At 70.0% G+C, this 13,122-nt stretch carries 12 protein-coding genes; 11 read left to right on the top strand and 1 reads right to left on the bottom strand.

Annotated features, from left to right (window positions below; translation table 11 throughout):
* Window positions 1-23 precede the first annotated feature (23 nt).
* Window positions 24-1,184, bottom strand: coding sequence for an L-rhamnose isomerase (rhaI, locus tag AQJ84_RS21900; RefSeq protein WP_030043965.1), 1,161 nt, complete (start codon window positions 1,182-1,184; stop codon window positions 24-26).
* A 272-nt stretch (window positions 1,185-1,456) separates the two neighbouring features.
* Here rhaI and AQJ84_RS21895 point away from each other — a divergent pair, with 272 nt between their 5' ends.
* The 11 genes from AQJ84_RS21895 to sigJ all read left to right on the top strand — a co-directional run bounded on the left by AQJ84_RS21895 (window position 1,457) and on the right by sigJ (window position 13,098).
* Complete coding sequence (locus AQJ84_RS21895; RefSeq protein ID WP_030043964.1) at window positions 1,457-2,974, top strand: sugar ABC transporter ATP-binding protein; 1,518 nt, start codon at window positions 1,457-1,459, stop codon at window positions 2,972-2,974.
* Window positions 2,971-4,011: an ABC transporter permease gene (locus AQJ84_RS21890; RefSeq protein ID WP_030043963.1), complete on the top strand. Its 1,041-nt coding sequence runs from the start codon at window positions 2,971-2,973 to the stop codon at window positions 4,009-4,011. Before AQJ84_RS21895 ends, AQJ84_RS21890 begins: the two co-directional genes overlap by 4 nt.
* Window positions 4,004-5,035 carry an ABC transporter permease gene (locus tag AQJ84_RS21885; RefSeq protein ID WP_030043962.1) on the top strand — a complete coding sequence of 344 codons (1,032 nt, stop codon included), beginning with the start codon at window positions 4,004-4,006 and terminating at the stop codon, window positions 5,033-5,035. Before AQJ84_RS21890 ends, AQJ84_RS21885 begins: the two co-directional genes overlap by 8 nt.
* A 68-nt stretch (window positions 5,036-5,103) precedes the next feature.
* The gene (rhaS, locus tag AQJ84_RS21880) at window positions 5,104-6,186 is read left to right on the top strand and encodes a rhamnose ABC transporter substrate-binding protein (protein ID WP_030043961.1); all 1,083 of its coding nucleotides are present in this window, start codon (window positions 5,104-5,106) and stop codon (window positions 6,184-6,186) included.
* Window positions 6,187-6,227: 41 nt separating this feature from the next.
* Entirely contained in the window at window positions 6,228-6,548 is a 321-nt protein-coding gene (locus AQJ84_RS21875; RefSeq protein ID WP_030043960.1) for an L-rhamnose mutarotase, read from the top strand.
* Between the two features lie 73 nt (window positions 6,549-6,621).
* Window positions 6,622-8,052 (top strand): BNR repeat-containing protein, encoded by a 1,431-nt coding sequence (locus tag AQJ84_RS21870; RefSeq protein WP_030043959.1) that lies wholly within the window; start codon window positions 6,622-6,624, stop codon window positions 8,050-8,052.
* A 118-nt stretch (window positions 8,053-8,170) separates the two neighbouring features.
* On the top strand, window positions 8,171-9,196 hold the full coding sequence (locus AQJ84_RS21865; protein WP_030043958.1) for a LacI family DNA-binding transcriptional regulator: 1,026 nt from the start codon (window positions 8,171-8,173) through the stop codon (window positions 9,194-9,196).
* A 101-nt stretch (window positions 9,197-9,297) separates the two neighbouring features.
* Entirely contained in the window at window positions 9,298-10,599 is a 1,302-nt protein-coding gene (locus tag AQJ84_RS21860; RefSeq protein ID WP_030043957.1) for an alpha/beta fold hydrolase, read from the top strand.
* 40 nt (window positions 10,600-10,639) lie between these two features.
* The gene (locus tag AQJ84_RS21855; protein WP_053190449.1) at window positions 10,640-11,383 is read left to right on the top strand and encodes a PIG-L deacetylase family protein; all 744 of its coding nucleotides are present in this window, start codon (window positions 10,640-10,642) and stop codon (window positions 11,381-11,383) included.
* Between the two features lie 104 nt (window positions 11,384-11,487).
* On the top strand, window positions 11,488-12,105 hold the full coding sequence (locus AQJ84_RS21850) for an FxLYD domain-containing protein (protein ID WP_053190450.1): 618 nt from the start codon (window positions 11,488-11,490) through the stop codon (window positions 12,103-12,105).
* 99 nt (window positions 12,106-12,204) lie between these two features.
* Window positions 12,205-13,098, top strand: a complete 894-nt coding sequence (gene sigJ, locus AQJ84_RS21845; protein WP_030043953.1) for an RNA polymerase sigma factor SigJ — start codon at window positions 12,205-12,207, stop codon at window positions 13,096-13,098.
* Window positions 13,099-13,122: the final 24 nt, after the last annotated feature.

Genomic DNA, 13,122 nt, shown 5'->3' with positions numbered 1-13,122 from the left:
GGACGACGGGTCCGGGCAGGAGCTCACGCCCCCCAACCGGCCTGCTGGCCACCGACCCGCTCCGCGACGATCTTCGCGGCCCACCCGGACCGCCTGTACGCGGCCATCGGGTCGGGGTCGAGCCCCATGTCCTCGCGAAGCGAGGCGAGCAGCGGCCGTACGTCGGTGTTGTACGCGTCCATGATCACGGCGTTCGCCTCGAGCACGTCACCCGAGCGCTGCGCCACGTCCAGTGCCGCCCGGTCCACGAGCAGGGCCTTCGCCGTGGCCTCCTGGACGTTCATCACCGAGCGGATGATCGCGGGGATCTTCGCCTCGATGTTGTGGCACTGGTCGAGCATGAAAGCGACCTCGGGCGTGAACCCGCCGCCGCGGATCACCTCGTACATGATCCGGAACAGCTGGAACGGATCGGCGGCGCCCACCATCAGGTCGTCGTCCGCGTAGAACCGCGAGTTGAAGTCGAACGCCCCGAGCTTCCCCTCCCGCAGCAGCGTGGCGACGATGAACTCGATGTTGGTACCCGGTGCGTGGTGGCCGGTGTCGACGACGACCTGGGCCTTCTCGCCGAGCTTGAGGCAGTGGGAGTAGGCCGTGCCCCAGTCCGGTACGTCGGTCGTGTAGAACGCGGGCTCGAAGAACTTGTACTCCAGCAGCATCCGCTGGTCGTCGCCGAGCCGCCCGTACACCTCCGCCAGCCCCTCCGCGAGCCGGTCCTGCCGCTCGCGGATGTCGTCCTGCCCGGGGTAGTTCGTCCCGTCCGCGAACCACAGCTTCAGATCCCGCGAACCGGTCGCGTCCATGATGTCCACGCACTCCAGCAGGTGGTCCACCGCCTTGCGCCGCACCGCCGCGTCCGGGTGGCAGATGCTGCCCAGCTTGTAGGCGTCGTCCTGGAAGGTGTTGGAGTTGATCGCGCCCAGCTTCACGCCCCGCTCCTCGGCGTACTTCGCGAGCGCCGCATAGTCGTCGACCTTGTCCCAGGGGATGTGCAGGGCGACCGTCGGGGCCACGCCCGTGTACTCGTGGACCTTCGCGGCATCCGCGAGCTTCTCCCATGGATCACGGGGGACACCCGGTTGCGCGAACACCTTGAAACGCGTTCCCGAGTTCCCGTACGCCCACGACGGCGTCTCCACTGCCTGAGTCTTTAGAGCGGCCTTCACGGCGGCGAGTTCGGTCACTTCGGGGCTCCTGTGACGTCGGGTCGGAAAGTCTCCTGAAAAGGCTTCAGGATGAAACGATTCAAGAGGCGAAGTTATGAGCCCCCTGGAGGGGTGTCAAGGCCTGTGACCCAGAGTTTTGCTCGTGACCACGCCGTGACCTACCCGCATCGAAATGTTTTCGACACGAACCCATTGACGTGACATGCGCTGCATGCCTAACGTCCCGGCAACCGAGTTGAAACCTTTCATGACGCTGTGACGGCCTCCGCCGGCGTTGTCGAGGAGCCCCCATGACCCACCCGTCCGAAGCGGGTCCGGCCCCGGTGCTGTCGCTCAAGGACGTTTCCAAGTCCTTCGGAGCGGTGCGCGCACTGCGGGACGTTTCCCTGGAGCTGTTCCCCGGCGAGGTACATGCCCTCGCCGGTGAGAACGGCGCGGGCAAGTCCACCCTCATCAAGACGCTCGCCGGGGTGCACCGACCCGACGCCGGCCAGGTGCTGCTCGATGGCGAGCCCGTTCTCTTCCACGGCCCCGGCGACGCCCGCGACGCCGGTATCGCCGTGATCTACCAGGAGCCCACGCTCTTTCCCGACCTGTCGATCGCCGAGAACATCTTCATGGGCCGCCAGCCACGGCGCGCACTCGGCCGGATCGACCACAAGGCCACGCACGCCGCGACCCTGGCCCTGATGCAGCGGCTCGGCGTCGAACTCGACCCCGACCGCCCCGCCCGCGGCCTGTCCATCGCCGACCAGCAGATCGTCGAGATCGCCAAGGCGCTCTCCTTCGACGCCCGCGTCCTGATCATGGACGAGCCGACGGCGGCTCTCACCGGCAGTGAGGTGGCCCGGCTCTTCGGCGTCGTGCGCACCCTGCGCGAGCAGGGCTCGGCCATCCTGTTCATCTCCCACCGCCTGGAGGAGATCTTCCAGATCTGCCGGCGGGTCACCACCCTGCGCGACGGCGCCTGGATCTCCAGCGAACCGGTCGACGGGATGACCGAGGACGACCTGGTCCGCCGCATGGTCGGCCGCGACCTCGACGAGCTGTACCCCAAGCAGGAGGTCGAGGCCGGCGAAGTCGCGCTGAGCGTGCGCCGGCTGACCCGCGAGGGTGTCTTCACCGACGTCTCCTTCGACGTCCGCCGTGGCGAGATCGTCGGACTGGCCGGCCTCGTCGGAGCCGGCCGTACGGAGGTGGCGCGGGCCGTCTTCGGCATCGACCGCTGGGACGCGGGCGAGGTCGACATCGACGGCAAGGCGCTCACCAACGGCGCCCCGTCCACCGCGATGGCCGCCGGGCTCGCCCTGGTCCCCGAGGACCGCCGCGCCCAGGGCCTGGTGATGGACATGTCCATCGAGCGGAACATCGGGCTCACCGGACTCCGTACGACGGTGAAGGCCGGGCTCGTCGACCGCGGCGCCGAGCGCAGCCGCTCCCTCGACTGGGCCGTCAGGCTCCAGGTGAAGTACGCCCGGATCGCCGACACCGTCAACACCCTGTCCGGCGGCAACCAGCAGAAGGTCGTCCTCGCCAAGTGGCTCGCCACCGGCCCGAAGGTGCTGATCGTCGACGAGCCCACCCGGGGCATCGACGTCGGTACGAAGGCCGAGGTGCACCGCCTCCTCAGCCGGCTCGCCGCCGACGGCGTGGCCGTGCTGATGATCTCCTCCGACCTGCCCGAGATCCTCGGTATGGCCGACCGCGTGCTCGTGATGCACGAGGGCCGGCTCACCGCCGAGATCCCTCGCTCCGAAGCCACCGAGGAATCCGTGATGGCCGCAGCCACCGGGAGGGCCGCCGCATGACGGTGACCACCCCTCAGAACACCCCCGTCGCCGAGGTGCCCAAGTCCAGTGGCACCCGGCTGGTGGACCGCGTCTTCAAGATGCGTGAACTCGCCATCCTGGCCGTCTTCCTGGTGATGATCGTCGTCACCCAGCTGGGCAACAGCGAGTTCCTGACCGAGCAGGGCATCAAGGACCTGCTGCTCAACGCGACCATCCTGGTGCTGGTCGCCGTCGGCCAGTCGCTGGTCGTGATCACGCGGAACGTCGACCTGTCGGTCGGCTCCACCCTCGGCATCAGCGCCTTCGCCGCCGGTACGTATCTCCAGGGCGGCGGGAACCCGGTCGTGGCCGTGGCCCTGGCGGTCCTTCTGGGCATCGGCTTCGGCCTGCTCAACGGCCTTCTCGTGAGCCTCGGCCAGGTGCCCGCGCTAGTCGTGACCCTCGGCACGCTCTACATCATCCGGGGCATCGACTCGATCTGGGTCGGCTCCCGGCAGATCACCGCGGCCGACCTGCCCGACGGCTTCGTGGACTTCGGCTCCGGCGGACTGTCCGCCGTGCCGTACCTGGCGCTGATCGCCCTGGTGGTGCTGGTGGCGACGGCGTACTACCTCAAGCACTTCGGCAGCGGCCGCGAGCTGTACGCGCTCGGCTCCAACCCGGAGGCCGCCCGTCTCGCCGGTATCCCGGTGCGCAAGCGGATCCTGGTCGCGTACACCTTCTGCGGCGCCCTCGCCGGACTCGCGGGTGCGCTGTACCTGGCCCGGTTCGGGAACGTCGACTCCGGCACGGGCAACGGCTACGAACTGACCGTCGTCAGCGCGGTCGTGGTCGGCGGCGTCGTCTTCACCGGCGGATCCGGCAGCGTCTACGGGGCGGCCCTGGGCGCCTTGCTGCTGACCTCCATCAACAGCGTGCTGCCCGCCCTCGGCGTCAGCTCGGTCTGGGTACTCGCGATCAACGGCATCCTGCTCATCCTCGCCATCGCCGTGGACCGTGTGGTCGCGCTGCGGGTGGCGGCCGCTCTGAAGAAGAGGAACGCCCGCCATGGCTGACTCCACCCTGTCACGCGCGAGTCGCGGGTCCGCCTTGAAAAGGTGGGATTCAGCCGTCGGCGCGCTCCTGATCGTCGTGCTCCTGCTGTCCTTCACCACCGTCGACGGCTTCGGGAACGCGCTCAACCTGTCCTTCCTCATCGGCAACACCCTGCCGATCGCGCTGATCGCCCTCCCGATGACGCTGCTCGTGGTCGCCGGCGAGATCGACCTGTCGGTCGCCTCCACCGCCGGTCTGTCCGGCGCGGTGATGGGCGCCCTGTGGAACCAGGGCATGACCATCGAGGCGATCATCCCGATCTGCCTGCTCCTCGGCGTGGTCTGCGGACTGATCAACGGCCTGCTGGTCACCCGGCTCGGCCTGTCCTCCCTCGCCGTCACCATCGGTACCCTCGCCGCCTACCGGGGCATCGCACAGATCGTGCTCGGCTCCGACGCGGTGACCGACTTCCCCACGCAGTACCTGGACTTCGCGGCCGGCCGGATCGGCGAGAGCTTCGTCCCGCAGGCCTTCCTCCCCTTCCTGGTGCTGCTCGTCATCGCCGTGGTCGCCCTGCACCTCACCCCCTTCGGGCGCTCCCTCTACGCGATCGGCGCCAGCGAGGAGGCCGCGCGCTTCTCCGGCATCCGCGTCAAGCGGCAGAAGCTGGTCCTGTTCACGGTGACCGGCCTGATGGCCTCCCTCACCGGCGTCTTCTGGGCCCTGCACTACGCCAGTGCCCGCTTCGACAACGCGACGGGACTCGAACTCTCGGTCGTCGCGGCCGTGTTGCTCGGTGGCATCGACTTCGACGGCGGCAAGGGCACGCTCGGCGGCGCGATCGCGGGAGTCTTCCTGCTCGGCGCGCTGCAGAACGTGATGAGCCTCCAGGACGTCTCCGCCCAGTCGCAGATCGTCGTCACCGGCGTCCTGCTCGTCCTCTCCGTGCTCGGCCCCCGGGTCGCACGCCAGATCTCCGTCGCGAGGGCCGGCCGTAGAGCTGCCTCAGCGCCGGTACCAAAGGCGCCCACTCCAGTCTCCTGAACGGCTGGCCCCCACCGCCGACCTCGCACACGCTCACCTGCCCGTCCCTCGGTAACAAAGGAACCCTCATGCGCAAGTCAACCCTCCGCCGCTCCTGTGCGGCCCTCGCCGCCGTCACCTCCTTCGCCCTCGCCGCCACCGCCTGTGGTGGCACCACCAAGGAGGACGTCAAGAGCGACACGGCCTCGGCGAGCGCCACCGGCAAGGCCGACCCGAACGCCGAACTGAAGAAGGGCCTGACCGTCGGCTTCCTGCCCAAGCAGGTCAACAACCCGTACTTCACCTCCGCCGACAAGGGCGGCGAGGCGGCCCTGAAGGAGCTGGGCTCCAGCTACAAGGAGGTCGGCCCGTCCAGCGCCACGGACACCTCCGGCCAGGTCTCCTACGTCAACACGCTCACCCAGCAGCAGGTCGACGCGATGGCCGTCTCCGCGCAGGACCCGGGCGCCCTGTGCACCGCGCTCAAGCAGGCCATGAGCAACGACATCAAGGTCGTCACCTACGACTCCGACACCAAGCCGGAGTGCCGTAACGCCTTCGTCTCGCAGGCCAGCGCCGAGGACCTGGGCCGCACCGAGGTCCAGCTGCTCGCCGAGCAGATCGGCTACAAGGGCGAGATCGCGATCTTGTCGGCCGCGCAGACCGCGACGAACCAGAACATCTGGATCGACTTCATGAAGGACGAGCTCAAGGACCCGAAGTACAAGGACATCAAGCTCGTCAAGGTCGCCTACGGTGACGACGACGCCCAGAAGTCCTTCCAGCAGACCCAGGGCCTGCTCCAGGAGTACCCGAACCTGAAGGGGATCATCTCCCCGACCACGGTCGGCATCAAGGCGGCCGCCCAGTACCTGTCGGGCTCCAAGTACAAGGGCAAGGTCAAGCTGACCGGCCTCGGCACCCCGAACGACATGCGCAAGTACGTCAAGAACGGCACTGTCGAGGGCTTCGAGCTGTGGGACCCGGCGAAGCTCGGCGAGCTGGCCGCCCGCACTTCGGTGGCGCTGGTCTCCGGCCAGATCACCGGCAAGGAGGGCGAGACCTTCACCGCCGGTGACATGGGCGAGTTCACCATCGGCAAGGACGGCGTGATCAGCCTCGGCAAGCCGACCGTCTTCACCAAGGACAACATCGACCAGTTCGACTTCTAGTCGTCAGTCCCCTTCAACACCCCGCTAAGGAGCGGTACCTCATGCAGCGCGTCTGTTTCCTGCTCAAAGTCCGACAGGACCGGATCGACGAGTACCGCGAGCGGCACGCCGCCGTGTGGCCGGAGATGCTCGAAGCTCTCTCGGCCACCGGCTGGCACAACTACTCCCTCTTCCTGCGTGACGACGGCCTGCTCGTCGGCTACCTGGAGACCGAGGACTTCCAGGCCGCACTGGCCGGCATGGAGGCCGCCGAGGTCAACGCCCGCTGGCAGAAGGAGATGGCGCCGTTCTTCGAGTCCCTCGACGGCGCCCGGCCCGACGAGGCCATGAAGCCCCTCACCGAGGTGTTCCACCTCGCCTGAGACCGTGTTACACATCCCCGTCGCCAGACCCCCTCCCCGTACCCACACCTCGCTCGACAATGGAGTCCCCGAGATGAAGAGACGTACGCTGCTCGGTGCCGCCCTCGCCGGCGCCGTGGTGACCCCCGTCCTCGGCGCGTCCACCGCCCGTGCCGCCGACCCGGGGCCCGCGGTCACGCTGACCGGTACCACCACGCTCGACACCCAGGCCCTCTTCTTCGTGTCGTACAACGGCCTGGTCAACAACAACGCGTTCCAGAAGAACGCGATGCTGACCTACAAGGGCTATCAGTACGCCGTCTGGTACACCGCCGACCGCAACGCCGTCGTCGGCCGCCGCGTGTTCGGTTCGAACACCTGGTCCACCGTCAAGGTCGGTCACACCCTCCGGTACGACGACTCCCACAATGTCATCTCCATGGGCATCTCCAAGGTCGACGGCCGGCTGCACCTCAACATGGACTCCCACAGCGACGGTTTCACCTACGTCAAGTCGGTGGCCGGCCTCATGGACAACCCCGGCGGACTGAGCTGGACCACGAGCCGCTTCGGTGCTCCCCAGTCCACCCTCGACGGCCTCGCCCTCACCTCGCAGTTCACCTACCCGCAGTTCGTATCGACGCCCGAGGGCAAGCTCCAGCTGAGCTACCGCGTCGCCATCTCCGGCAACGGCCGCAACGCCCTCGCCGAGTACGACGGCACGTCCTGGACCAACCTCGGCGAGTGGAGCAGCTCCACCGGCACCTACACCAGCGAGCACGGCTCCTCGACGGCCCGCAACATGTACCTGCACGGCATCGACTACGACAAGAACGGGCGCCTGCACTCCTTCTTCACCTGGCGCGAGCAGAACGGCGCCGTGATGTGCAACGGCGGCGGCATCACCAACCACGACACCGGCTACGTCTACTCGGACGACCGAGGCCGCACCTGGCGCAACAACGCGGGCTCCGTCGTCGGCACCACCGGAAGCTCCGACAAGGTGGCCGTCACCGACAGCGGGCTGGTGATCGACGCGCTGAACCCGGACCACTCCCTGATGAACCAGGAGAGCCAGTGGACCGACTCGGCGGGACGCCCCCACGCCATCATCAGCTACGTCCCCGGCCGTTTCGGGCAGTGCACGACGAACTACGTCACCAACCGCACCGCCAACGGCCGTGCCTTCCACGTCCGCAAGAACGCCTCCGGTGCCTGGCAGAAGACCGAGATACCGGTACCGCTGAACTCCAGCCAGCGCACCAAGCTGTTCCTCGACAAGTACGACAACGCCTACGCGATCTTCCCCTTCCTCCGGATCGCCGGCGCTTCCGCGGCCTCGGGGTACACCGACTGGACGATGCTGTACGACGGCGTCGGCGCCGGGCTGAACGCCTTCGGCGAGGTCGTGTTCGACGAGTCACGGATCGGTGCCGACCACTTCCTGTCGGTCATGTACCAGGAGAAGTCCAGCGGCACGACGCCCTCGGCGCTCCGCTCGGTCAACTTCAGCCTGCCCGCCTGATCACCACCGTCGGGACCGGGAAACCGTGACCGACGCGGCAGTGGCGGGTGCGTGACAACCACGAAGGTAGTGTGAACGCGCACCCGCCGCTCCTCATCTCTCTGGAGGTCCCCGCCCGATGGCCCAGTCGGTGGGTATAAAGGACGTCGCCCGTGCCGCCGGAGTCTCGGTCGGCACCGTCTCGAACGTCATCAACCGTCCGGACACCGTCGCCACCGAGACCCGCGCGCGGGTGCTGTCGGCGATAGACCGGCTCGGCTACGTGCGCAGTGAGTCCGCGCGCCAGCTGCGCGCCGGCCGCAGCCGGATCATGGGCCTGCTCGTCCTCGACATGGGCAACCCCTTCTTCGTCGACGTCGCACGCGGCGCCGAGCGCGCGGCGCGCGAGGCCGGCCTCGGCGTGATGGTCTGCAACAGCGCCCAGAACCCGGGGGAGGAGGCCGAGTACCTCTCGCTCTTCGCCGAGCAGCGGGTGCGGGGCGTCCTGCTCACCCCCGCCGACGCGACCGGCCGCAACATCGAGACCTTCCGCCGGCACGGCATCCCCTTCGTCCTCGTCGACCGGGTCGCCGAGGGCACCACCGAGTGCTCCGTCTCCGTCGACGACGTGGCGGGCGGCGCGCTGGCGGTACGCCACCTCGTCGACGCCGGCCACCGCTCCATCGCCTACGTCAGCGGCCCGCCCGGCCTCAACCAGGTCCGCGACCGCCGCACCGGCGCCCTGAACGCGCTCGCCGAGGCCGGGCTCGGCCCCGAAGCGCTGCGCGAGCTGCCCACCGAGCGGCTCGACGTGGCGGCGGGACGCGACGCCGGCGCCCGTCTGCTGGGCCTCGCCGACCGCCCGACCGCCGTGTTCTGCGCCAACGACCTGCTCGCCCTGGGCGTCCTGCAGGCCATGTACGCGGCCGGGGTCGACGTCCCCGACGAACTCGCCATCGTCGGCTACGACGACATCGAGTTCGCCGCCGCCGCGGCCGTCCCGCTCACCTCGGTCCGCCAGCCCGCGGTCACCATGGGCGCCCTGGCCGCCGAACTCCTGCTGGAGGAGACGGAGGAGGACACCTCACCGCGGGGCCACGAACACCGGCGGGTCGTGCTCCAGCCGGAACTCGTGGTGCGCCGCTCCTCCCTGTCGGCCCGCTGACCCGACGTTCAGTACGATTTCGTGATCGCGGGGGTCGGTGACCGGACGAACATGTGCTGAACTGGGTCGCGGCCAGCCGTCCGTCCGTCCCGGGAGCCCTGTTGTCCCTCACCTACCGCCAGCCCGGCGTCGTCCTCACCGACCGCCGCTTCACCGTGCCCCTCGACCACGACGACCCGGCGGGGGAGAGCATCGAGCTCTACGCCCGTGAGGTCGTCGCGAGCGACAAGGCCGGCCAGGACCTGCCGTGGCTGGTCTACCTCCAGGGCGGCCCCGGCTTCGGGGCGAACCGCTTCGTGGGCAAGCCGGCCTGGCTCGGCCGTGCTCTGAAGGAGTACCGGGTCCTGCTCCTGGACCAGCGCGGCACCGGCCACTCCACCCCGGCCAACCGACAGACCCTCCCGCTGCGCGGCGGCCCCGCCGAGCAGGCCGACCACCTCGCCCGCTTCCGCGCCGACGCGATCGTCCGGGACTGCGAGGCGATCCGTCCGGCCGTCACCGGCGGCGCCCCCTGGACCGTCCTCGGCCAGAGCTTCGGCGGCTTCTGCACGGTGAACTACCTCTCCACCGCCCCCGAGGGGCTCAGCGCCGCGATCGTCACCGGCGGCCTGCCCTCGCTCGACGCCCACGCCGACGACGTCTACCGGGCCGCCTACCCGCGCGTCGAACGCAAGGTCACCGCCCACTACGAGCGCTACCCCCAGGACGTGGACCGCGCCCGCCAGATCGCCGAGTACGTCCTCCAGCACGAACCGGTCCTCCCGGGCGGCTACCGGCTCACCGCGGAGGCCTTCCAGTCCCTCGGCATCCTCCTCGGCGGCAGCGAGGGCAGCCACCGGCTGCACTTCCTCCTGGAACAGGCCTTCGTCCGCACTCCGCAGGGCACTGCCCTGTCCGACGCGTTCCAGGAGGAGGTCCAGAGCCTCCTGTCGTACGCGAGCCATCCGCTGTACGCCCTCGTCCACGAGGCGATCTACGGCCAGGACTCGCGCCCCACCGCCTGGTCGGCCGAACGTGTCCGGGCCGAGTTCCCGCAGTTCGACGCGGCCAAGGCGCTCGCGGGCGACGGACCGCTGCTGTTCACCGGCGAGTCGGTCCACCCCTGGATGTTCGACTGCGACCCGGCACTGCGGCCCCTGCGCGAGACCGCCGAACTCCTCGCCGCCCGCACCGACTGGACCCCGCTGTACGACCCCGCCCGCCTCGCCGCCAACGAGGTGCCGGTCGCCGCGGCCGTCTACCACGACGACATGTACGTCGACACCGCCCACTCCCTGGCGACGGCCCGCGCGATCCGGGGGCTGCGCACCTGGGTCACGGACGAGTTCGAACACGACGGCGTGCGCGCGGGCGGCCCGCGGGTCCTGGACCGGCTGCTGGCACTGACCCGCGACGAGGCGTGAGCCCCAGGCGAGTGTCGTCGGCTCGGTCTAGTCTGCGGCCATGACCGAGCCGAAGACCACTCAGCTCCAGCCCATGCCCGACGACTGGCAGCGCGCGCTGGCGGTCGTGGCGCACCCGGACGACCTCGAGTACGGCTGCTCGGCGGCGATCGCCGCCTGGACCGACGCCGGCCGTGAGGTCGGCTACGTCCTCGCCACCCGCGGCGAGGCGGGCATCGACACCCTGGAGCCCGCCAGGTGCGGCCCGCTGCGCGAGCAGGAGCAGCGGGCCAGCGCGGCCGTGGTGGGCGTGTCGGCGGTGGAGTTCCTCGACCACCGGGACGGGACCGTCGAGTACGGCACCGCCCTGCGCCGCGACATCGCCGCCGCGATCCGCAGACACCGGCCCGAGCTGGTGATCACCCTCAACCACCGGGACACCTGGGGCGGCGTCGCCTGGAACACCCCCGACCACGTGGCCGTGGGACGCGCCACGCTGGACGCGGCGGCCGACGCGGGAAACCGCTGGATCTTCCCGGAACTCCAGGAGCGGGGGCTTCAGCCCTGGAACGGCGTGCGCTGGGTCGCCGTGGCCGGCTCCGGCACACCCACGCACGCCGTGGACGCGACAGCGGGGATGGAACGCGCGGTGCACTCGCTGCTCGAGCACCGCACCTACATCGAGGCGCTGACCGACGAGGACCCGGAGACGTACGCGCGGACGTTCCTGAGGGGCAACGCCGAGGCGACGGGGGAGCGGTTCGGCGGCAGACCGGCGGTCGCGTTCGAGGTCTTCAGCCGGTAGCGGGCGGCTAGAGCCGCGCGTCGTGGGCCCCCACCGTCGACATGCCGCGCCGAATGTTCCGACATAAGGTGCATTTCGTTGGCTCGGCGGCTCAGGAGGCTCGGATGTCCGAACGCATCGTCACCATCGTCCGGTCCCGGCCGGCCGTCGTCGTGGTGGCGGCGGCCGCCGCGCTCGCGCTGGCGTCGTGCGGCACGGACGGCGACAACGGGGACGCGCCGTCCACCACCCGGCCCACCGCCCCCGACACGGCCTCCTTCTCCGGCACACCGCCCACTGCGCTGGAGTCGAAGGCCTCGGCGGCCGTCGAGTCGGCCCGCGCCGCGGCCTCCGCGGCGGCGTCCTCCGCGTCGGCCGCCGCCTCCTCCTTCGAGGCCTCGGTGTCGGCCGAGGTGGAGCGCGCCAACAGGGCGGCCGAGACCGAGCTCGAGGACGTCGACGGACAGGGCAACGCGATGTCCGACGTCTCCATGACCGGCAAGCCCCGCTCCGAGACCGGCGGACTGCTCGCCGTGGTCGTCACCATCACCAACAAGACCGACAGGACGGCGTCCTACGCAGTCCAGGTCGACTTCCTCGACGGCTCGGGCAAGGCCGTCGAGACCCGGTTCGTGGGCGCCGAGGACCTCGAACCCGGAGAGAGGGCCCAGCCGCTCGCCATCAGCCGCAAGCCGGCCGAGCCGGTGCTGACACCGAAACTGGCCAAGGCGCAGCGCTACTGAGCGCTCGCCCCGCGCGGAAACGACGTTCACAGCCAGGCGCCGACATGATTGGATCAACGGGCCTTCACACGGCACCGGTGATCGTCTTGGGGGGACGTCATGAACGACAAGGAACAGCTCGCGCACCGCTTCGAGGAACACCGCGGACATCTGCGGGCGGTGGCCTACCGCATGCTCGGCTCGCTGGCCGAGGCGGAGGACGCCGTCCAGGAGACCTGGCTGAAGCTGAGCCGCACCGACGCCGGTGGCATCCAGAGCCTCGGCGCCTGGCTCACCACCGTCGTCGGCCGGGTCTGCCTCGACATGCTGCGCTCGCGGACCGTACGCCGCGAGGATCCGCTGGACGACACCTACGTCCCCGACCCGGTGATCCGGCCGCTGACCCGCACCGACCCGGAGCAGGAGGTCATGGAGGCCGACTCGGTCGGTCTCGCCCTCCTGGTGGTCCTGGAGACGCTGGAGCCCGCGGAACGGCTCGCGTTCGTCCTGCACGACATGTTCGCGGTGCCGTTCGACGACATCGCGCAGATCGTCGAGCGCAGTCCGGCCGCGACCCGTCAGCTGGCCAGCAGGGCCCGGCGCCGCGTCCAGGGGGCCACGCCCTCGCCCGAGCCGGACCTCGGCAGGCAGCGGCAGGTCGTCGAGGCCTTCCTGGCCGCCAGCCGCGCCGGGGACTTCGAGGCGCTGCTGGCCGTCCTGCACCCCGACATCGTGCTGCGGGCCGACTCCGGCGCGCTGGTCGGCGGCGCGGCCGCCTCGAAGCTGGTGCGCGGCGCGCAGGCGGTGGCCCGCCAGGCGTTGCTGTTCCGGCAGTTCGCCCCGTACTCCCGGCTCGCTCTCGTCAACGGCGAGGTCGGCCTGTTCAACGCCTCCGAGGGGCAGCTGCTGTCGGTCATGGGCGTCACCGTCGCCGACGGCAGGATCGTCGCGATGCACATCCTGGCCGACCCCGAGCGTCTCACCGGCCTCGAACTCCCGGACGCGGTCGCCTGAGCAGGCGGCGCCGGCCGGGCGGCC

Origin of the sequence: Streptomyces resistomycificus, from assembly GCF_001514265.1 — a bacterium.
GTDB lineage: Bacteria > Actinomycetota > Actinomycetes > Streptomycetales > Streptomycetaceae > Streptomyces > Streptomyces resistomycificus.
Note: the sequence above shows the minus strand (reverse complement) of the source record. Positions and strands in the feature narration are given on the sequence as shown.

What these genes read in the sequence shown, in the direction of transcription:
- AQJ84_RS21895 (WP_030043964.1), top strand. Translation starts at nt 1,457, where the DNA reads ATGACCCACCCGTCCGAAGCGGGTCCGGCCCCGGTGCTGTCGCTCAAG.
- AQJ84_RS21890 (WP_030043963.1), top strand. Translation starts at nt 2,971, where the DNA reads ATGACGGTGACCACCCCTCAGAACACCCCCGTCGCCGAGGTGCCCAAG.
- AQJ84_RS21885 (WP_030043962.1), top strand. Translation starts at nt 4,004, where the DNA reads ATGGCTGACTCCACCCTGTCACGCGCGAGTCGCGGGTCCGCCTTGAAA.
- rhaS (WP_030043961.1), top strand. Translation starts at nt 5,104, where the DNA reads ATGCGCAAGTCAACCCTCCGCCGCTCCTGTGCGGCCCTCGCCGCCGTC.
- AQJ84_RS21875 (WP_030043960.1), top strand. Translation starts at nt 6,228, where the DNA reads ATGCAGCGCGTCTGTTTCCTGCTCAAAGTCCGACAGGACCGGATCGAC.
- AQJ84_RS21870 (WP_030043959.1), top strand. Translation starts at nt 6,622, where the DNA reads ATGAAGAGACGTACGCTGCTCGGTGCCGCCCTCGCCGGCGCCGTGGTG.
- AQJ84_RS21865 (WP_030043958.1), top strand. Translation starts at nt 8,171, where the DNA reads ATGGCCCAGTCGGTGGGTATAAAGGACGTCGCCCGTGCCGCCGGAGTC.
- AQJ84_RS21855 (WP_053190449.1), top strand. Translation starts at nt 10,640, where the DNA reads ATGACCGAGCCGAAGACCACTCAGCTCCAGCCCATGCCCGACGACTGG.
- AQJ84_RS21850 (WP_053190450.1), top strand. Translation starts at nt 11,488, where the DNA reads ATGTCCGAACGCATCGTCACCATCGTCCGGTCCCGGCCGGCCGTCGTC.
- sigJ (WP_030043953.1), top strand. Translation starts at nt 12,205, where the DNA reads ATGAACGACAAGGAACAGCTCGCGCACCGCTTCGAGGAACACCGCGGA.